13 protein-coding genes are annotated in these 19,684 nt (G+C 76.5%); 8 read left to right on the forward strand and 5 right to left on the reverse strand.

The window, feature by feature from the left end; genetic code table 11:
- Positions 1–111 precede the first annotated feature (111 nt).
- On the reverse strand, positions 112–381 hold the full coding sequence (locus ABZT12_RS34455; RefSeq protein ID WP_356392155.1) for a PqqD family protein: 270 nt from the start codon (positions 379–381) through the stop codon (positions 112–114).
- A 404-nt stretch (positions 382–785) separates the two neighbouring features.
- Between ABZT12_RS34455 and ABZT12_RS34460 the strand changes: the two genes are divergently transcribed.
- The 4 genes from ABZT12_RS34460 to ABZT12_RS34475 all read left to right on the forward strand — a co-directional run bounded on the left by ABZT12_RS34460 (position 786) and on the right by ABZT12_RS34475 (position 5,197).
- Positions 786–1,169, forward strand: coding sequence for a hypothetical protein (locus ABZT12_RS34460; RefSeq protein ID WP_356392158.1), 384 nt, complete (start codon positions 786–788; stop codon positions 1,167–1,169).
- A 92-nt stretch (positions 1,170–1,261) separates the two neighbouring features.
- Entirely contained in the window at positions 1,262–1,873 is a 612-nt protein-coding gene (locus ABZT12_RS34465) for an acyltransferase domain-containing protein (protein WP_356392161.1), read from the forward strand.
- Between the two features lie 428 nt (positions 1,874–2,301).
- Entirely contained in the window at positions 2,302–3,024 is a 723-nt protein-coding gene (locus ABZT12_RS34470; RefSeq protein WP_356392164.1) for a response regulator transcription factor, read from the forward strand.
- Positions 3,025–3,082: 58 nt separating this feature from the next.
- Positions 3,083–5,197, forward strand: a complete 2,115-nt coding sequence (locus ABZT12_RS34475) for a condensation domain-containing protein (protein WP_356392167.1) — start codon at positions 3,083–3,085, stop codon at positions 5,195–5,197.
- Between the two features lie 410 nt (positions 5,198–5,607).
- On the opposite strand, the gene ABZT12_RS34480 is transcribed toward ABZT12_RS34475, so the two are convergent.
- Positions 5,608–5,775 carry a hypothetical protein gene (locus ABZT12_RS34480; RefSeq protein WP_356392170.1) on the reverse strand — a complete coding sequence of 56 codons (168 nt, stop codon included), beginning with the start codon at positions 5,773–5,775 and terminating at the stop codon, positions 5,608–5,610.
- A 259-nt stretch (positions 5,776–6,034) separates the two neighbouring features.
- On the opposite strand from ABZT12_RS34480, the gene ABZT12_RS34485 reads away from it, so the two are divergent.
- The 3 genes from ABZT12_RS34485 (at position 6,035) to ABZT12_RS34495 (ending at position 8,106) form a co-directional block, all read left to right on the forward strand.
- Complete coding sequence (locus ABZT12_RS34485) at positions 6,035–7,267, forward strand: helix-turn-helix domain-containing protein (protein ID WP_356392173.1); 1,233 nt, start codon at positions 6,035–6,037, stop codon at positions 7,265–7,267.
- 56 nt (positions 7,268–7,323) lie between these two features.
- Complete coding sequence (locus ABZT12_RS34490) at positions 7,324–7,485, forward strand: hypothetical protein (protein ID WP_356392175.1); 162 nt, start codon at positions 7,324–7,326, stop codon at positions 7,483–7,485.
- An 81-nt stretch (positions 7,486–7,566) separates the two neighbouring features.
- Positions 7,567–8,106 carry a hypothetical protein gene (locus ABZT12_RS34495; RefSeq protein ID WP_356392178.1) on the forward strand — a complete coding sequence of 180 codons (540 nt, stop codon included), beginning with the start codon at positions 7,567–7,569 and terminating at the stop codon, positions 8,104–8,106.
- A 164-nt stretch (positions 8,107–8,270) separates the two neighbouring features.
- Here the strand turns inward: ABZT12_RS34495 and ABZT12_RS34500 are convergent, their stop codons facing one another.
- The 3 genes from ABZT12_RS34500 to ABZT12_RS34510 form a co-directional block, all read right to left on the reverse strand.
- On the reverse strand, positions 8,271–13,550 hold the full coding sequence (locus ABZT12_RS34500; RefSeq protein ID WP_356392181.1) for an amino acid adenylation domain-containing protein: 5,280 nt from the start codon (positions 13,548–13,550) through the stop codon (positions 8,271–8,273).
- 992 nt (positions 13,551–14,542) lie between these two features.
- A complete protein-coding gene (locus ABZT12_RS34505; protein ID WP_356392184.1) occupies positions 14,543–17,191 on the reverse strand; it encodes an AAA family ATPase in 2,649 nt (882 codons plus the stop codon).
- Positions 17,192–17,384: 193 nt separating this feature from the next.
- Complete coding sequence (locus tag ABZT12_RS34510; RefSeq protein WP_356392188.1) at positions 17,385–17,852, reverse strand: hypothetical protein; 468 nt, start codon at positions 17,850–17,852, stop codon at positions 17,385–17,387.
- A gap of 421 nt (positions 17,853–18,273) precedes the next feature.
- Between ABZT12_RS34510 and ABZT12_RS34515 the strand changes: the two genes are divergently transcribed.
- Complete coding sequence (locus ABZT12_RS34515; protein ID WP_356392191.1) at positions 18,274–19,620, forward strand: aminotransferase class V-fold PLP-dependent enzyme; 1,347 nt, start codon at positions 18,274–18,276, stop codon at positions 19,618–19,620.
- Positions 19,621–19,684: the final 64 nt, after the last annotated feature.

A 19,684-nucleotide genomic window follows, 5' to 3' on the forward strand; every position in this document is an offset into this window, starting at 1 on the left:
CAACGTCATAGTCGCCCCGTCCAGGTCGGTCCACCCCTAACCTCGACCAGCGTGGACAGGCCCCCTATAGGGGTGGTCGAGCGGCGGCGGAGAGCGGCCCCGCGCGACGGTTCACAGCTCGGCGCGCACCAGCCCCGCCACCCGCAGCTCATCGACCCAGATGTCCAGGTCGGCACGGGCGTTGGCGGGCTCGGTGCCCCACAGCGCGGCCAGCATGCGGGCCGCGCCCTCCACGTCCCCGTCGTGCTGGCGCAGCGCCAGCCACACCGCGGTGCCCACCGGACCGCACCGCACATGCCGCACCGGAGGCGCCGTCACCACGTCCAGGCGCCCGTGGGCATCGACACTGACACTCAGCCCGGGCACCGGTCGAACACGCACACGCACCTCCAGCCCGCGAGCTGCCAACGGCTTTGCACGGCCGGCCCGCAGGCGTGCCGCACAGGGCGGTCCGGCACCGGAATAACGCATTGCCACCATCCCGCCGCAGCGGCGGGAGCATCGATTCCATCGTGATGTCCGCACCCGGCAGTGGCAACAGTGGAACACCCCCTACAAGGTGGTGCGCCGCGCCCCGCCGGCTAGGGGTGTGGAGCCCGTTTCACCACTGCGCCCCCGGTCAGGGGCGCCGGGGAAACACATCCGGCCGAATGCATTTCCGAAAAGGCGGGGAAATTGGCCGAATGGAAGCGCAAAGCCCGCACGCCTCCTTCACACACTCGGTGCCGGAATTCGTTTCACCCGTTCTCCAACACCTCTCCACCCCCCGCCGCGATCCTCGCGGTATGCCACCGACGCTGACCGAACCCCTCAGCGGGGCCCTGCACGAACTCCTCACCGCCCGCTGCCGCGCAGAACGCAACAAGGAGATCGCCCTCGCCCAGATCGCGGCCGGCAACCGCGGCGAACCGGTCCCCCTCACCCGCCACTGGACCGACCTCCACCCCGCCGCCCCTCCCACACCCCTCCGCCTGACCTGCGAGAACATCCTCGCCGACGGTGAACGGGTCGCCTTGCGCGCCACCGTCCGCCAGGGCCGCGCCGCCTGGACCCTCATCGGTGAACTCCGCTTCGACGCGGCCGGGAGGATCGTGGAGAGCCACCAGACGATCCTCGAGATCCCGCCCCCGCCCGCAGCCGGCCCGACACCCCCCGCGTGTACGTGCTGAACCGCCCGCCGCGTCTTGAGCCGCTCTCGTGCCGCCCTCCAGCACGCCGCGACACCGTCGGGGCCGACATGGCGGACGGCGGGAGGCGGGCGGTGCACGAACAGGGGCGGCGCACACCGGTGTTCACCGCGGGCGAGGGCGACGCCGCCGTGCTGTTCACCGCCGGACCCCAGGTGCGGCCCGCCATGGCCCGCGCCCTCTACGGCACCTTCCCCGCCTTCCGGGACCGCTTCGACGAGGTCAGCGCGGTCCTGGACCGGCGGCTGCCGCTGCCGCTGGCCGCCGTCGTCTTCGCCCCCGAGGGCGGCCACGACGCCCGGCTGCTGCGCCGCGGCCCCTGCGCGCGGGCCGCGCTGTTCGCCTACGAAGCCGCCCTCTACCGGCTGTGGCAGGAATGGGGGATACGGGTCGGAGCGGTCGCCGGTGACGGCATCGGCGCCCTCGCCGCCGCGCACGCCGCCGGCGCACTGGGCCTTCAGGAGGCGGCCCGCTGCGCGGTCGCCGGCCGCCGGGTGCGCTCCGCCGCCCACGCCGAACGCGCCCTGTGCGCGGCCGGGTTCAGACTCCTGCTCGTGTGCGGCCCGGGCCGCTTCGGCACCGGCCAGGTGGGCCACCTCCCCGCCCTCCTCGCCGAACTCGCCGAACTCCAGCTCTGCGGCCCCCGCATCGACTTCACCGGCCTCTTCCACTCCGCCCGCCTCTGACCCGCCCCGCCCCGCCCACCGGCACGCGCGCGCCGCCGCCGCGAAGAACGGCACCGCCCGGACGGACCGCAGGGAAACAAAACGGTGACAGACAGTCAGAAAACGCGCGCAGAAGGCCCGTTGGAGGCGGGAAGCAGCAGGGGCCGCGCCAAGCCCTGTGCACACTCGGGCCCGTTGCCACGGGTCGTGGCGGCAACGGGCGCCGCCCGTACGCCGGTTGCCGTGCGGGCGGTCCGCCTCCCCGGCCGCCGCACGGTCCCCGCCCCCGGCGGAGAACGTGGCGCGGGCCGGGGAACCGGGAGCGGACCGGGTACGGGAGCGGACCGGGTACGAGAGCGGATCGGGGACGGTTCGTGGCCCGCTGGAGAAAAGCGGGGCGCAGCCCGCCGGCGGCCTACGGTGCGAAGGCCGAGCGTGAGGAGGCAGCCATGGAGGAGGCAGCCATGGAGGAACGGCACGCCACGCTGCACGTCCTGCCGCCCATGGCGCGCCCCGCGGATGAGCCCGCGCCCGCGCGGGCGGCAGCCCCCCGGCACACCGTCCGGGTGCATGTCGTCGGCGCCGATCCGCTCGCCCGGGTCGGTATCCGCACCCTGCTCGCCGGCCATCTGGAGATCCGGGTCACCGGGGAGAGCCAGCCCGGACCCCGGCTGGCCGCGGCGCTGCGCGCGCAGCGCCCGCACGTCCTGGTGGTGCACGCCATCCTCACCGCCGAACAGCAGGCGCTGCTGGCCCGGGAGGCGGCCGACGGCGTCCGGGTGATCATGCTGGGCGGCCCGGAGCCGTCCGCCCGCCCCGCCGCCTGGCACGGGCATCTGCCGGGCACCGCCACCCCCGGCCAGCTGGCCTCCGCGGTCATCCTCGCCGCCGCCGGCTACACCCTCCTGCCCGCGCCCGCCTCAGCGGCGGCGGTGCGCACGGAGCGGACGGCCCATCTCTCCCGGGTGCGCCCCGAGGAGCTGACCGGACGCGAACGCGAGGTACTGCAACTGCTGGCGCGGGGGCTGTCCAACGCCGAGATCGCCCGCCGCCTGACCCTGTCCGAGCACACCGTCAAGACCCACGTGCAGAACATGCTGCACAAGCTGCGGCTGCGCAACCGCGTCCACGCGGCGATCTACGCCTTCGAGGCGGGACTACGGCGCCCGTAGCGGCAGGCCGCCGGCCAGGCACGCAACCGACATCCAGGCACAAAGGGGGGCAGGGGTGATGAACGGCAGCCGTCCGGCGGGCGTGTGCGCGATCCTCGACCCCGCCCCCACCCCCGCCCCCACTCCGGTCCCCGCCCCCACTCCGGCGTCGGCCGGGCGGGCGGTCCTGCATCTGCGCGGCCCGCTGGAGGCGGACGCCTTCCACCGGGCCGTCCACCGGATCGCCGAGAGCCACCCCGGGCGGCGGCTGCCCGCACCCCGGCTGCTGCGCCACGGGCCCGGCCGGCACACCGTCGAACTCCCCGCCCACCCGCCCCCGCCTGGCACCCAGGCACCGTATCCGCTGGGCCTGCTCGCCGACCTGCTGACCGCCGGCCCGCCCGCACCCGCCCCCGCCCCCGCGCCGGGCCGTCCGGCGGCCGGCGGCCGGCACTGCGGGACCCTGCCGCGCACCCTGACGCTGACCCCCCTCATGCGCGAACGGCTCGCCGGCGCGCTGCTGCACCCCGGCCACCACGTCGAGCAACTGGCCTGGCGCTGGCACGGCCCCCTGGACGCCGCCCGTTTCACGGCCGCCTGGCAGGCCGTCACCGACCGGGAGAGCGTGCTGCGCACCGCCTTCGTGTGGGATCCCAGCCCCCGGGCCGTCGTCTTCGACCAGGGCACGCCCGAGGTGCGCCGCCGCTCCTGCGACAGCGCCGCCGACCGGGCGGCGGCAGGAGCGGCCGAACGCGCGGGCGGCTTCGACCTGCGCCGGCCCGGACCGCTGCGGGTGGCGCTGCTGGAAGGCGGCCCCGGCCGCACCGAGGTGCTGATCACCTATCACCGGGCCCTGCTGGACAGCTGGAGCGTGCGGCTGCTGATGCAGGAGTGCTGCCGCGCCTACCTCGGCGGCGGCCTGCCGGGCGGCGAGCGCCGGCCCGACCTGGGCGACTGCACCCGCTGGCTGCACGGCCAGGACCGCGCCCCGGCCCGCCTCCACCCCCCTGCGCCCCTGCCGCCGGCGCTGCCGCACCCCGCCGCCGGCGGGGCGGCGGGGGTGCACCGCACCGCGCTGACCCGCGCCGAGAGCCTGCGGCTGGCCCGGTGGGCGGCCCGCTGGGACGCCACCGAGAGCAGCGTCCTGCAAGCGGTGTGGGCGCTGGTGACCTACCGTGCGCTGGCAGCGGCACCCGCACCCAGGGCGGTCGGTTTCGGGCTGGCCTTCCCCGGCCGGGGACTGCTGCTGGAGGGCGTCGAACGCACCCCGGGCCCGTTCGAGAACACGCTGCCCATGACCGTCGCCCTCCACCCCCGACGCCCGCTGGCGGGGGTGCTGCGCGAACTGCGCGACCGCGCCCTGGAGATGGCCGCCTACGAATGGGCCGCCCCCGCCCCCGCCCCCGCCGCCGGTGCCGCCGAGGGGACCGGGACGGTGGCGGGAGCGGGCACACTGCTCGCCTTCGACTACGGGCCGCGCCCGCAGAGCTCCCTCACCGCCGCGCTGGCCGGCCACGGCGTCCGCGTCGAACGCCAGGACCTCGTCGGGGCCCTGACCGGCTACGCGCTGACCCTGCGCGCCGGCCCCGACGCCCGCCACGGCCTCGCCCTGACCTGCACCTACGACCCCGCCCTGGCCGGCGCCGAAGCGGCCCGCACGATGCTGGCACAGGCCGCGCACCTGCTACGGCTGCTGCCGTGCACCGCCCGCGGCCCGCTCACCGTCGCCGACGCCCTGGCCCTGCTGACCGGCGCGGCGCTGCCCCGCATGCCCCGCCCCGCCTCCCCCCGCCCGCCCGCCGGACCCGCCGGGCCGGGCGTCCTGGTGCCGCTGCGGCCCGCGGCCCGGCCCGGGGCCGGCACCGTCTGCGTGGTGGACGCGCCCGGCGCCCCGCCCCCGGCCCACCGGGAACTGCTGCGCCACTGCCAGGGCCCGCAGGCGCTGAGCGTGCTGCGCGCGGGCGGGGGCGAAGCCGCGCTCACCGCGGCCGCGCACGCACTGGCGGCCGCGGCCCGCTCCGGCCCCCGCCTCGTCCTCGCCGGCTACTCCGGGGCCGGCGCCCTCGCCTGCGAACTGGCCGCCCGCCTCGCCGCACACGGCGCCCGCACCCCCCTGGTGGTGATCAGCGGCGGCACCGACCACGACACCGCCGCCCGCACCCTGGCCCACGCCCTGCACGAGACCGCCCCCTGAACCACCGCGCCCCGCACCCCAGTTGACCCCGCCCGGCCCGTTCGGCCCCGGGCGGCACGGCCTGCGTCCGCGGGTGCCGGTGCCGGTGCCGGTGCCGGTTGCGGGCGTGGTCGCCGGCGGGGCCCTTCGAAGGCCGGGCCCCGGCCGGGGCGCGGTCTCACGAAGTGGCCCTCCGGCCATGGCCGTCGGCGGCCGGCAGGCCCGGGGCAGGCCCGGGAGGTCGGTATCCGCCGGTGCCGCCCCGGCGGCCGTCCGGACGGGATGTGCCCGCGGGGGCCGGGGCCGGCCCGGGTGTGCCAGCCGGGGGCCGTTGCCAACCCGGAAGGGGCCTGCCAGGGTGGTGCCGCCCCGGGCGAGTGCCGCCGGGGTGGGATTCTGTCGGTGCGGAGGTCCGTGAACTGCCCGCCCGCTCAAGCCTGTTGGGCCGGGGCGGGATTCGGGGCGGGCGGGCCGGGCTGGGTACGGTGGTGGCGGGGCCAGCCGATGTCGTCGGCGGCGGGGGTGTCGTCGGCTGCCCGGGCCGGCAGGGGGGTGCGGCCCACCGGGGCCGCACGGCCTGCCGGAACCGAGCGTTTCATGGACGACTCCCGTCGAACATACGGCAGGCCGGCGCGGGGTGGCGGCGGCTGGTCGTCCCCGATGCTGCCCGCCCCCGTTCGAGAGCCGCTTGAGAGACACACGACAACCGCGTGAGTCCGGAACGAGGCCCAGTACAGAGACTGTGGCAAAGGTTTGCCCAGCCGTTGCCCGCAGCCCTACGCTCGGTCGCGGCCCCGGTGGCAACCGTCCGATCCGTTCGGGGGCCCTGAACCGCGCGTCAACCCAGGGAATGGTCACATGCTGCAACAGCCCGCCTTCGGCCGCCGTGTGAGGAAACTGCGCCTGGCCCGCGGGCTGTCCCAGTCCGCGCTGGCCGGTGACGGCATGTCCACCGGATATCTCTCCCGGCTGGAGTCCGGTGCGCGCCAGCCCACCGAACGGGCCGTCACCTACCTCGCCGGGCGGCTCGGCGTGGAAGCGGCCGACTTCGAGGAAACCCCCGGCGGTTCCCTTGCCCACGCCTTGTCCCTGGCCGCCTCCACCGGCTCCGACAGCGCCCTGGAGACGCTGCGCGAGGCGCTGGCCGCCGAGGGGCAGGAGAGTGCGCCGCTGCGCTGGCAGGCGCTGTGGCTGCTGGCGGCGCAGTGCCGGGTACGGGGCGACCACACCGGGGAGCGGGCGCTGCTGGAGGAGCTGGTGCACCTGGGCGACGACGTCGGCCTGGCCGAGCTGCGGGTGCGGGGACTGACCCGGCTGGCCCGCTGCCTGCGCTCGCTGGGTGAGATCCCCGCCGCCCTGGAGGCCGCCGTCGGCGCGCATCTGCTGGCCCGCGACGGCGAGCTGGGCGTCGAGGACCGTGCCGCCGTCCTGCTGGCGCTGGTGTCGGTGGAGGCCGAGGCCGGACGGATGCCGGACGCCCGCGCGCACGCCGACGAACTCACCGCCCTGGTCGAGGGCGGCTCCAACGCCCTGTGGGCGGAGTCGATGTGGACCGCGGCCGCCGTCCGGGTCCGCCAGGGCGACTACCCCGGCGCCCAGCGCTGCCTGGAGGAGGCCCTGGAGAAGTTCGACAGCAGCGAGGACCTGGTGCTGTGGCTGCGGCTGCGGCTGGCCGCCGGCCGGCTGCACCTGCAGAAGATCCCCGCCGACCCGGGGGCCGCCGAGCGGTGCGTCACGGCCGCCGAGTCCGCGCTCGCCTTCGTCGGCAACTCCGGGCTGCGCCAGGAACTGACCGCCCTCAAGGCCGACCTCGCCTTCCTGACCTCCCGCTACGACGACGCACGCACCCTGCTGGGCGAACTCGCCCTGGAAGAACCGCGGATGACCTACCGCGACCGGGTCCGCCTGGACATCCTCCGCCACCAGCTGCGCATCCTGTCCGGCGACGACAGCGGCGTGCGGGGACTGCGCGCCCTGGCCGAACAGGCGCAGACGGACGCCAACATCGACCTGGCCGCCGAGATCTGGCGGATCCTGGCGGAGGCTCTGGCCCAGAGCCGGCTCGGCTCGACTCCCTCTGCGGCGAACTGAGACACGCCCGGCCTCCGCCCACCCCCGGCACCACTCCTCGCGGACGCAGGACGCCGATGAGGCATGAGGCCCGCCCCGGCCCACCCCGGCGCATCACCACCCGGCTCGAACTCGCCGCCGGCCTGCGCCGCGCCGTACTCCCCGAACACCGCACCCCGCCCGGCCCCCTCGCCCGCGCCACGCGGGGCATCCCCGCCGGCCCCCGCCCGCCGCGGTGAGCGGCACCGGCCGCCCCCGGCCGCCGGTGCGGTGGTGCCCCGGGCGGGGCCGCGCACGCACCGCAGCCGGTGGTCCTGGGCGTGCGCCGCGGCCTGGACGGCGAGGTGGCCCACCTCGCCGACCCGGTACCGGCCGCCGCCGTGCTGGACCAGGTGCCCGACGACATCGACCCGCGCCGCATCCTGCGTTCCGCCCCGCACTGCGCCACCGGCTGCGCCCACCGGCGCGGCCCGGACTGCACCCTGGCCGAACGGGTGCCGGCCGCCTGTCCCGCCGCCGCAGGCCCGCTGCCGCACTGCCCTCTGCGCACCGCCTGCGCCTGGTGGGCGCAGGCCGGCGCGGACGCCTGCCGCCGCTGCCCGTCCTCGTCACCCGCCACCACACCGCCACCCACGAGGACGTCACCGTCCGCCACCCCCGCAGCACCTGACCCCCGCCCCGGCCACGCGACACCAACCCCCGCACCGGCAACCGTCTCTGACGTGTGCTCAGTGAATCCTCCGGGCGCGGGCAGCGCCGCCCCGCCCCCCAGAGGGGCAACTCCGCCTCCCGGTGCGGCCGTTGCCGCCGTCGCCGCCCGCCGCCCCGCCCGCAGGAGGCCCAACTCCCGCTGGCGGTAAGGGTGTTGCGCCCTCGTCGCGGAACCGGTACCGGTCCCCAGGGCAGGGGCAGGGGCAGGGGCAGGGGCAGGGGCAGGGGCGGGTGCGGGTGTGGGTGTGGTCATGGTGTTCCTCCTTCCGGTGCCGCCGTGTGCGGGGGTGCCGGCCGCGGTCGCCGGTTGTCTTCAGAAGAGGTCGGTGGTGCGGTCGTTGAGGTGGTCCAGGCAGAACTCGTACAGGTCCTCGGTGTGGGTGGGATGCCAGCCCGCGGGCACGGCGGCACCGGAGGGCCACAGCGCGCGGTGGCCGCCGGCGCCGGCGAGGACGACGAAGGTGGCGAACTCGTCGGCGAAGGGGTCGTCGGCGGCCGGCCCGTCCAGGATCTGCAGGGCGCCGTCGGGGGTGATGCGGGCGGCGCGCCCGGTGCGCCACATCCGGGCGCCGGCGGGCTCGCCGGGGCAGAAGGGGTCGGGCAGGAAGCGTTCGCCGGTGGCCGCGGGCCGCTGGTCGTAGCCGTCGGCGACGCCCGCGCCCGCCACGTACAGGGCGCCGCTGTGTCCGGGGCCGACGGGGTTGAGGCGGCCGTCCAGGATGTAGGCGCGGTAGCCGGGGGCGGGGCGGGCGGGGCCGCCGGGCCGCTGCTGGAGGACGATGCGGCCCTCCGGCCAGCCGCCGCTGACGGTCAGTTCGGTGTCCTCGGCGCGGGCGAGCGCGGCCAGGGCGGCCAGGGTGTCGTGCGTGCCGCCCACGACCGTGCGGGCGTGGGTGCGGCGCAGCCAGGCCCAGACCTCGTGGGGTGCGGCGTGGGCGAGGAGGCCGTCGGGGACCAGGACGTGGGCGCCGCGGACCAGGGCGCCCAGCAGGGCCAGGGCGGCGTCCGCGTCGGGGTAGCCGTGCACCAGCCAGGCGGCGTCGGCGGGTTCGGCCAGGGTGGCGGCGGCGACGGCCCCGGCGCCGATGACGACGGTGCCGTCCTCGCCGGGTGCCAGCAGCAGCGGGTCGCCGGCGGCCGGCGGCCGGGTGCGGTCGCTGTCCAGGACGGGCCAGCGGCCGTCGGCGGGCAGCAGGTCGGCGGCGGCGTCGCGGACCAGGCGGGCGGCGCCCGGCACGGGGGGCAGCAGCAGGTCGGCGGTCTCGTCCAGCAGCAGGACCACGGGGTGGGGGGAGTCGGTGAGGTCCAGGGAGGGGTCGACGGGCAGCAGGGCGGCGCCGGTCTTGGCGACGGCGAGCGCGGCGACGGCGAACCCGGTGGGGGAGGAGAGGGCGGTCAGTACCGAGGTGCCCGGGCCCGCCCGGTGCGCGATCAGCGCGTGGGCCAGCAGGTCGGAGCGGGCGTCGAGTTCGGCGTAGGCCATGCCGGGCAGGGCGGGCGCCTGCGGGGCGCGTGCGGCCTGCTGGGCGAAGAGGGCGGCCACCGGCCGCTGGGGCAGGACGGCCTCCGGCCCGGCCCACACCCCCTGCCCGCCGCCGTCGGGCAGCAGCCGCAGCCGGCTCAGTGGGGTGGCCGGGGCGGCCAGGGCCGCCTCCAGGACGGCGGTGAGCTGGCCGGTCAGGGAGGCGGCGACAACCTCGCCCACCGTCTCGTGGCGGAACGCGGTCGTCACCGTGATACCCGCCGGCGCACCCGCCGGGCTCTGCCGCTCGGTGAGGGTCAGCCCCAGGTCGGCCGCCGGCAGCGGCAGTTGGGGACGGCAGAGCCCCACCGACAGCCCGGCCGCCTCGAACTCGCCGGTGCTCTCCTGCAGGACGCTCAGCGCGACCCCGCCGGGCAGCGCCAGGGGCGCGTCGCCGTCACGGTAGGCGGCGAGGGCGGCCTCACGCACCCGGCGCAGCAGTTCGGTGAAGGCCGGGTCGCCGCCCGTGTCCACCGACAGCGCCAGGACCCGCCCGTAGGGGCCCACCGCCGCCCGCAGCCCGGCACTGTCACGGGCCGGGACCGGCGCCGCCACGGTGATCCGCGGCCCCGCGCCCAGCCGGCCCAGCAGCGCCGCGAGCGCGGCGTGCACCACCATGAACACGGTGGTGTGCTGCTGCGCGGCCAGCCGCGTCAGCCGCTCGTGCAGGCCGGCGTCCCAGCAGGCCTCCAGCGTGGCGCAGAAGGCGTCACCGGCCTGCGGGACGCTGCCCGGCAGCGCGGTGGGCTCCCGCTCGCCCCAGACCGCGCGGGGCGCCGCCTGCGGCAGGTCCCGGCCGCGGTGCGGCGCGCCGCCGCCGACACGGGCCCCGTAGGCGCGGGCCACCTCGGCGGCGAGCGGCAGCTGTGACCACAGATCGACCCGGTCGGCGGGGAGCGCCAGATCCAGCTGGTGCTCCTGGGGCGAGAGCATCCGCAGCCGGGTGCCGGCCGAACCCAGCCGCGAGTTGCGCAGCGCCTCGTGACGGGCCGCCAGGTCCTCCAGCGCGGCCTCCAGGGCGCCCACGTCCAGCGGCCCGCGCAGCCGCAGCGGCAGCAGCGCACTGTCGGTGCCCGACCCGCCCGGCCCGGTGGCGCGGGCGGGCACATCACCCAGCAGCGCCGCGAACAGGGCCGGGGTCGGCGCCTCGTACAGCGCCCGCCCGCCGGGGTCGGCGCCCAGCATCTCCCGGGTGCGTGCAAGCAGCCGGGCCGCGGCCAGCGAATGGCCGCCCAGCGTGAAGAAGTCGGAGTCGGCGTGGACCATCCGCCGCGGCACGCCGACCGCCTCGGCGAACAGGTCGCGCACGATCTCCTGCAAGGGAGTGCCCGGCGCCGGCCCGGGCCCGGGCACCGCACCGTCGGGCACCGGCACCGGCAGCGCGGCCCGGTCGACCTTGCCGTTGGAGTCCAGCGGCAGCGTCTCCAGGACCATCAGCGCCGCCGGGACCATGTAGTCGGGCAGCCGCTCCTGCAGATGGCCGCGCAGCACCGCCTCCAGGCCGGCGCCGTCCTCGAAACCGGTCGGCGTGTTGGCGCACGGCCGCCCGCCGGCCGGGACCTGCAGCACCCCCTGCAGCGGGCCGGCGGCAATACGGGCCGGGTCGACGAAGACGACGTCCAGGGCGTGCGGGCCGGCCGCCGACCAGGTGGGCAGCGCCCGGTAGCCGAGCTGTTCACCGGCCGCGCACAGCAGTTCGGGGTCGGGGGCCGGCGCGTCCTGGGCGGGCAGGTCCAGGCCGTCGACGGGGTTGTCCAGGGCGCGCATCGCCGTGTACTCGTCGTGGATACGCCGGTTGGGCACCCCCGCCAGCCGCAGCACCGCCGGCCGCCGCCCGCCCAGATACGCCTCCACGTCCGCCAGCGAACGCACCGCGTGCCCCCACCGCTCGGTCGCGGCGTGGGAGAGGTCGGCGACGGCCGGCGCGGTGTGCAGCACCGCCTCGTAGCGGTAACGGGTCAGCTCGTTGTGGTCGCTGCCCCGCTTCAGCCGTACGTCCACCGCCCGCACCGCGGGCAGTTGCGCCGCCAGCGTGGTGAACAGGGCCGGGGACAGCAGCAGTTCGGTCTCCCTGGCCACCCGCCCGTCCACCGCCCGGCGCAGCTCCTGCCGGCACCTGCCGCCCGCCCCGGGCCGCGCCAGCTCGACGCCGGTCTGCAGGCAGCGCGCCAGGTCGAGGTTGCGCAGATCCCCCAGGAGCAGACTGCCGCCCGGCGCGAGCAGGGGCAGCACCCGCTCGACGACGCCCCGCAGATGACCCAGGTGGGGGAAGTACTGCACCACGGAGTTGATCACGACCGTGTCGAAGTGCCCCGCCGGCAGCCCGCTGGTGTCGTCGGCGCCCTGGCAGGCCAGGCGCACCTTCTCCCGCAGCCCGGCATCGGCCTCGATCCGCCCGGCCAGCGCCGCCAGCGCCGCAGGGGAGAAGTCGGTGGCCCAGTACTCCTCGCACTCCTTCTCCCGCGCCACCTCCTCCAGCAGCAGCCCGGTACCCGCACCGATCTCCAGCACCCGCCGCACCCCCAGCTCACGCACCCGCTCCGCGGTGGCCTGCCGCCACTGCGCCACCTGCCGCGCCGGCAGCGGCCGGCCGTCGTAACCGCTGGTCCACCCCGCCGAACCGGTGCCGGGGCCGGCCGCCGCACCGGTGTCGTGGTGCAGCGCCTCGTAGATCTCCTGCCACTCGGTGATCCGCTCGCTCTCCCCGGCCACGGCCCCGGCCGGCACCACGTGCGCCACCAGCCGGCTCTCGCCGCCGGGCGCCTGCTGCACCGACACCACCGCCGCGGCCACCGCGGGGTGCGCGCCGAGCACCGACTCGATCTCGCCCGGCTCGACCCGCAGGCCGCGCACCTTGACCTGGTCGTCGGCCCGGCCCACGAACTCCAGCGCGCCGTCCTCGCGCAGCAGCACCACATCCCCCGTCCGGTACAGCACCCCGCCGCCGCCGGTGAAACGGTCCTCGACGAAGCGGCGGGCACTCAGCCCCGGCCGCTGCAGATAACCCGAGGCCAGCCCGGGCCCGCCCAGCAGGAGTTCCCCCGTCCCGCCCGGGGCGACCAGCAGGCCGTCGCGGCCCACCACCACCGCCACCGTGGCACCCAGCGGCCGGCCGATCGGCACCGTCCGCGCCCCCTCGGCGACCTCGGTGACCTCCTGCCAGGTCGCGAACACCGTCGCCTCGGTCGGCCCGTACACGTGCAGCAGCCTTCGCGGCGCCCCGCCCAGGAGGACCTGGCGCACCCGGCGGGGGTCACAGGCCTCGCCGCCGAACAGCACGGTACGCAGCGCCGCGAACGCCTCCGGCCGCTGCCGCACGATCCGGTTGAAGACCGCGGTGGTCACGAACAGGGTCGTGATGCCGTGCTCGGCGACGGCCCGCTCCAGGCGGCCCGCGTCGGCGACGGTCTCCCGCCCCAGCCCGACCAGACGGGCACCGGCCGCCAGCGTCGACCAGATCTCGAAGGCGACCGCGTCGAAGGCCGGCCCGGCGGCCTGGGCCACCACGTCGTCGGTCCCCAGCCGCAGGTGGTCGGTGCAGCCCACCAGATCGGTGAGCGCACGGTGGGGCACCACGACCCCCTTGGGGGTGCCGGTGGTGCCCGAGGTGTAGCAGACGTACGCCGTCTCCTGCGGCTGAGGCTGCACGGCCGCCAGCACGCCGGAACGGGCGGCGATCTCGCCGGCCTCCGCGTCCACGGCCACGAACACCGCCTCCAGCCCCGCGTAGTCGGCCGCGCCGGCCGCGTCGCCCACCACCGCGCGGGCACCGCTGTCCCGCGCCAGCAGCCGCCGCCGCTCGGCGGGGTGGGCGGGATCCACCGGCACATAGGCGGCGCCGGCCCGCACGATCGCCAGGAACGCGGTCACCAGATCCGCTCCGGCCGGCAGCGAGGTGAGGACCCGGTCGCCGCGGCCCACGCCGCGCGCCGTCAGATGGGAGCTGAGCCGGTTGGCCGCCGCGCTCAGCTCCCGGTAGGTGAGCGGACCGCTCCCGGACTCGGGGTAGCTGACGGCTACGGCGTCGGGCCGGGTACGGACGTGTTCCTCGATGAGGCCGGAGATGGACATCAGGGCGGGCTCCTTTGACAACGGCCTTCCGGGCTTGGCAAAACCTTGCCTTGATGTTGGCAACACAAGCATGGGGCGCCGTCTCGGAACACTGGAGCGCCGATCGAGCCCCAGGTCGAGAAGGAAGGACCGGTTGGCAAGACACCAAAACCCTTGCCAACCAGAAGAGTTCGACCACACCCACCCACTCGCCCCGCCGCCGCACGCAGGAACAGCCGGGCGTACGCGGCCGGGGGCACGGGCGGTCGCACGCGGGCCTGGGCGCACCGCGGGCCTGGGAGCACACGGTTCGGTCGCGCACGGGCCTGGACGCACACGCGGGCCTGGGCGCAGGCGGAACCGGGGCGGGCCGGCGGGTGCGGGGCAACGGCCTGCGGGGGAGTAACAGGCGCAGCGCAGCCCCCCGCCCCTCCCGCCTCACGGCCCCGTGCGTCATACCCGGGGATCCGTCAACACACCCCATTCGCGGCGCGCTTGGCACCCAGTACGGGGGAGGGGGCAGGGCCGCGCGCGACGATCCCCGGTGGCCGGCATGCCGCAGGAGCGGCGGGCACGGGCCGGGGTCGCGGGCGAAGTGGCAGGCGAGCGGATCTGCCCGCCGCGCCCCGCAGGCGCGCCCCACATGCCGCGAGCCGTCAACTCAGCCCAACGGGACGGGACGTGGCGTCCCGCCCGGCGACGGGGACCGCGGCGAGGACGGCGAGGGCAAGGACGAGGCCGGGGAGGGTGCGGGAGCGGGGGCGCGCGCAGCGGCGCTGCCCGGCAATGTCGTACGGCCTGAGCCCGCGGGGGAGCGGTATCCGCCGCGCCGCAAATCTGCCCCGTTCCTACCGCCCCCACGGGTAGGACGTCATGCCGCAGGCAATCAACTCAGCCCGACCGTAGGGGACTTGAACGTCCCGTCCGAGGGCGGGGGCGAGAGCGGCAACCCCCACCCCACCAGAACGTGCGCCCGCACCCCGGCACCGTCCGCCCCGGCGCCGTTCGCCCCTTCAGCCCGCGGTGGGTGTGCCGGCGGTCAGGCGGGCGGGGAGTTCCTCGCGGCCCCGCACCCGCAGCTTGCGGTAGACGCGGGTCAGGTGCTGCTCGACCGTACTGACCGTCAGGAACAACCGGGCCGCGATCTGCCGGTTGCTCAGCCCCTGCACCGCCAGCGCCGCCACCCGCTGCTCGGAACCGCTCAGCGGCTGCGCGTCCGGGTCCCCCGGATCTCCCGGCACCGGCAGGGGCGAGAGGGAATCGGGCAGCAACTCCTCACACAGCGCCGCCGCCTCCAGCCGGCGCGCCATGTTCCACGCCGCCCGCACCGTGGCACCTCCCTGCGCGGCACTGCCCTCCTCATACAGAGCACGCCCCAGATCCGCCAGCGCCCGCGCCGTCTCCAGCCGGGCACCGGCCCGCCGCAGTTCCTCCACCGCCTGGCGCAGCAGCCCCGTACGGCGCGAACGCGCCCCCGACTCCGCCAGCAGCCGCAGGGACACCCCCCGCACCAGCGGCCGGCGCGCGTCGGGCAGCGCCAGCTGCTCCTCCACCAGCCGCCGCGCCTGCTCCGCCCGGCCCAGCCCCAGCAACGCCTGCGCGGCGTCCGTACGCCAGGGCAGGCAGGCGGGCCGGTCGGCCTCCCACGAACGCAGGGTGCGCCCGATCCGGCGGAAGTCGGCCAGCGCGGTGTGCGGCTGGCCCGCCGCCAGCTGGTGCAGACCCCGCGCCCGCAGGTACTGCACCCCGTGGAGACTGCTCAACAGCCGCCGCGTGACCGGATACTGGGTGTGCCCGGCGGCCTCGGTGTAACGGCCCAGCGCGCCGCACGCCTGGATGAGGACGGCGGTGGGGGCGTAGCGGAACGTACCGCCGCCGCCCGGCGGCAGCGCCTCCAGGACGGCCGCCGCCTGGGCGTGCGCACCGCGGACATCGCCCAGCCGCAGCAGCGTCTCGGCGTGCAGGGTCGCGAACACCGCCCGCCAGCCCGGCGCCCGGCAGCGGTCGGCCTCCTCCAGCAGCCCCCCGGTGAACGCCAGCGCCCGCCCGGGACGGCCCGAATACACCAGCGTCCGCACGGCCTGCACCAGCGCTCCCAGACTCGCGTCCGTCAGCGGCGTCGACCGCAGCACCGCCTCGCACGCCGCGGGAGGGGTGTCCAGCAGCTCGTCGAAGAGGTTCACCCCGCCCCCCGCCCCGCCGCCACCGGACCCACCCGCCACCGCCGCCGTCGCGGCGGTGAACTCCTCGAACGTGTCCGCGGCCCCCGGCCCGCGCACCGCACGCAGCAGCTGGGCCGCCTCCGCCACCCGGCCGTGGGCCAGCAGCAGGGAAGCCAGCCGCCGGCCGTGCCGCTCACCGGCGCCGCCCGGGCGCACGCCGGCCGCCAGGGCACTCAGCCGCACTTCGGCAGCACCGGGGTCACGGCGCGCGGCGAGCTGCGCGAGCCGCAGCGCCAGCGCGTCACGGCCCAAGCCCTCGGGGCAGACACCGTAGGCGAGTTCGAGCAGCCGCTCGGCCTGCTCCGCCCGGTGCCCGGCCAGCAGCTCCTCGGCGACCTCTCCCACCAGCGCCAGGTCCTCGCCCCGCACCGGCCGCCGTACCCCCTCCGCCGCCGGCGCGAGCAGATGACCCGCCACCACCTCCGCCGGCGCCCCGGCCGCCCGCAGCACCAGCGCCGCCCGCCGGTGCAGATCCGCCCGCAGCCGGGGAGAGGCGTCCGCCAGCACGGCATCACGCACCGAGGGATGACGAAAACGCAGCCCCTCCAGCAGACCGCAGGCCCGCAGCGCGCCGAGCGCCGCCGCCACCGACCCCCCGCCCCCGCCCCCGCTGCCCAGTACGGCGGCGACCAGGGACTGCGTCGCGCGCGGAGCCAGGACCGCCACCGCACGCGCCGCCGCCAGCACCTCGGGACCGCTGCGGCGCACACACGTCAGCACGGCCCCGGCGAACGGCCCGTCGGACGCCGGCACCGGGGAGAGCAACGCCCTCGCACCGCGCTCGTCCTCCTCCAGCAGCGCCCGCAGCAGGAAGGGGTTGCCGCCGCTGACCCGGTGCAGCTCCGCGGCCGTACGGCCCGGACGCGAACCCAGCGCCCGCGCGGTCTCCTGGACACTCAGCAGACCCAGCCGGATCAGCCGGGCGTGCGGCTGGCCGGTCAGCTCCGTGACGAACGGCCCCGCGCCGGCCGGCGGATGCGAGGAGACCGTGGCGACCACCAGGACCGGGGCCGGGCGGGCATGGCGCACCAGATACCGCAGATGCTCCAGACTCTGCGCGTCGGCGTGCTGCACATCGTCCAGGCACAGCACCACCGGCCCGTCCAGGGCCAGATCACACAGCTCCGCACAGAACGTCCGCACCGCCGCCGCACCCGCCGCCTCCTCACCGGCACCCGACCGCGGCAGCGCGAACACCGGTGCGCTGCTGACCAGTTGGCGCAGCACACCCAGCGGCACCCGCCGCTCCTCCTCGGTGGCCACCGCACTCAGCACCAACGCCCCCGCGGCGGCGGCCCGTTCGGCCACGACGTCCAGCAGATGACTCTTGCCGCAGCCGGCCGCGCCCTCGATCAGCACCGCCCGCGAACGCCCCACGGCACACGTGGCGAGGACCGTCTCCAGCACCCCGGCCACCGACGCTCTGCCCGCCTCCGTCATAGCCCGCCCTTTCGCCCCAAGCCGAAGGTCAGCTGGTCCGCGCCAAGGATGAGAGGCCCGCCTCTAACAGAGGTGGAGCGGGGACGGAGATGCCACGACAGCCGAAACCCCCGCTGCGGCACGGTGGCCGGCGGGGGCTTCTCGGAGGCGTTCGGGCCGGGGCGCGGTGCGCCGGGGCCGGGGGAGGGGCGGATCAGACGGCGGCGACGGTGGGCCAGCCGATGCCGTCCGTGCTGTTGAGGGACGCCTGGACGGCGGTCGGCCAGCCGATGCCGTCCGTGCCGGTGGTGGAGGCCTGGACCGCGGTGGGCCAGCCGATGCCGTCCGTGCTGTTGAGGGACGCCTGGACGGCGGTCGGCCAGCCGATGCCGTCCGTGCCGGTGGTGGAGACGGTGACGGCCTTGGGCCACCCGATGTCGTCCGTGCCGGTAGCGGACGCCTGGATGGCGGTCGGCCAGCCGATGTCGTCCGTGCCGGTGGTGGAGGCCTGCACCGCGGTCGGCCAGCCGATGTCGTCCGTGCTTGCGGTGGCGGTGGTCGCGGAGGCGGTCGTGGTGGGCCAGCCGATGGCGTCGGTGGCCGCGTTGCCGACGCCGGCGGTGGTGAGGGCGGCGGTGGCGACTGCGGCGGTGATGACGGCGATGCGGGCGATGCGGTTCATGGCGGGCTCCTCGGTGTCAACTTCTTGTTCGCTGCTTGGCAACCTCTTGCCAGAAGCTTGGCAACACAGCCTCGGAAACCGATCGGAAATTGCTCGACATCCACTCGAAGAAGACGCCAGAAACGCTTCAACCGCCCACCGTGGAACCGCATTTGACAAGGTGAAAGGGGTGCTGACCTGCGAGGGCCAGAGCTCGGGGTTCCACTCGGCCCGCTCTGGCAACACTTGCCAAATCCTCGGGAAACGAGCCGGACGGAACAGAGGCCCGGCCCAGGCCCTCCCACGCGACCTGCGGAAACACCCGGACCGGTCCGTCCCGCTGGAGTACCGCCGGAGCGCACATTGCCAACACCGCCTACTAGTTGGCAATCTATTGCCAAGCAAGTCGGCAATATTTGGCATAGTGCGGGGAGGCCCCGAAGTGAACGCGCCGACGTCCCACAGCGAACGCAGGGTCCATCTGAATACGGCGGGCGAGGGCCGCATGTCCGACGCGGTGCGCGCGGTCTGGGCCGAGTGCGCCGACCGGGAGGACCGCTACGGCCCCCACGAGCTGGAGGAGGACCTCGAAGACGTCCTGCACAGCGAGATCCACCAGCGGCTCGGCGCCCTGCTGGGCGTGCCGGCCGCCGACACCGTCCTGTTCACCGGCGCCGGCGACGCCTTCGCCTTCCTCCTCGCGCACGTCCCCCTCGGCCCCGGCGACCGCGTCTGGACCACGCCCTACGAGAGCGCGGCCAACCTGACGGCACTCTTCGCGTTGCGCGAGCGCACCCGCTGCGCCCTGGACGTCGTACCGCTGCGCCCGGACGGCGACCTGGACCTGGAGTGGATGGCCGGGCACATCGGCGACGCGGTGGCCCTGGTCTCGGTGGCGCACGTCCCGGCCGCCGGCTGCGGCATCCTCAGCCCGGTCCAGGAGGTGGGCCGCATCCTCGCCCCCCACCGCTGCCTGTACGCCGTCGACGCCTCGCACACGGTCGGCCAGCTCCCGCTGGACGCGGCCGGGATCGGCTGCCAGCTGCTGACGGGGGACGGGTGGAGGTTCCTGGGCGGCCCGCGTGAGGTGGGATTCGCCTATGTCGCCCCGCGGCTGAGGCGGCTGGTGGAGCCGGCCGGCCCCGAGCCGCTGCACCCGCCCGCGACGGCCGCCGTCGCCGCGCTCAACACCGCCCTGGCCCGGCACGCCGACGCCGCCGCCGGACGGCAGGAGGATCTGCTGCCCGCGCTGCGGGCCGCGGTCGAGGCGGTGCCCGGCACGGAAGTGATCGCGCCGGGCCGTGTCCAGCACGGCATCCTCGCCTTCGCCCACCCCGCTCTCGCGGCCGGGCTGATCCGGCGCGGCCTGGCCGAACACGGGGTGACGGTGGGCAAGACGGTCGGCCAGCAGCTGCCGCTGTTCCTGCCCGGACGCGGGGTCACCACGGCGGTACGGGCCTCGGTCCACCTGGACAACACACCCGGCGACATCGACCGGTTCGGCCGGGCGCTGCGCGAGGTGCTGGAGCAGGTACGCCCCCGCCCGCTGCCCGTGCCCCGCCTGCGCCCGCTCCCCTCCCCGCGCCCGCTCCTGGTCCACTCACCGGCAGGAGCAGGAGCAGGAGCAGGAGCAGGAGCAGGAGCAGGAGCAGGAGCAGGAGCAGGGGTTGGGGTTGGGGTGCGGGGGGCGCGGCAGCGGGCGGGCCGGCATCTGACGCTGGTCTGCGGCTCCGGCGGCTCCGCACGGCCCGCGTGGAGCGGCGGTGGTCTGCCGGTCGAACCGGAGTGAGGTAGGGGTTTTACGGCATTCGGGCCGGGGTCGGGCAGTCCTTGCTTAGGGGGCGGGTGGCATT

Source organism: Streptomyces sp. NPDC005423 (genome assembly GCF_040606415.1).
GTDB lineage: Bacteria > Actinomycetota > Actinomycetes > Streptomycetales > Streptomycetaceae > Streptomyces.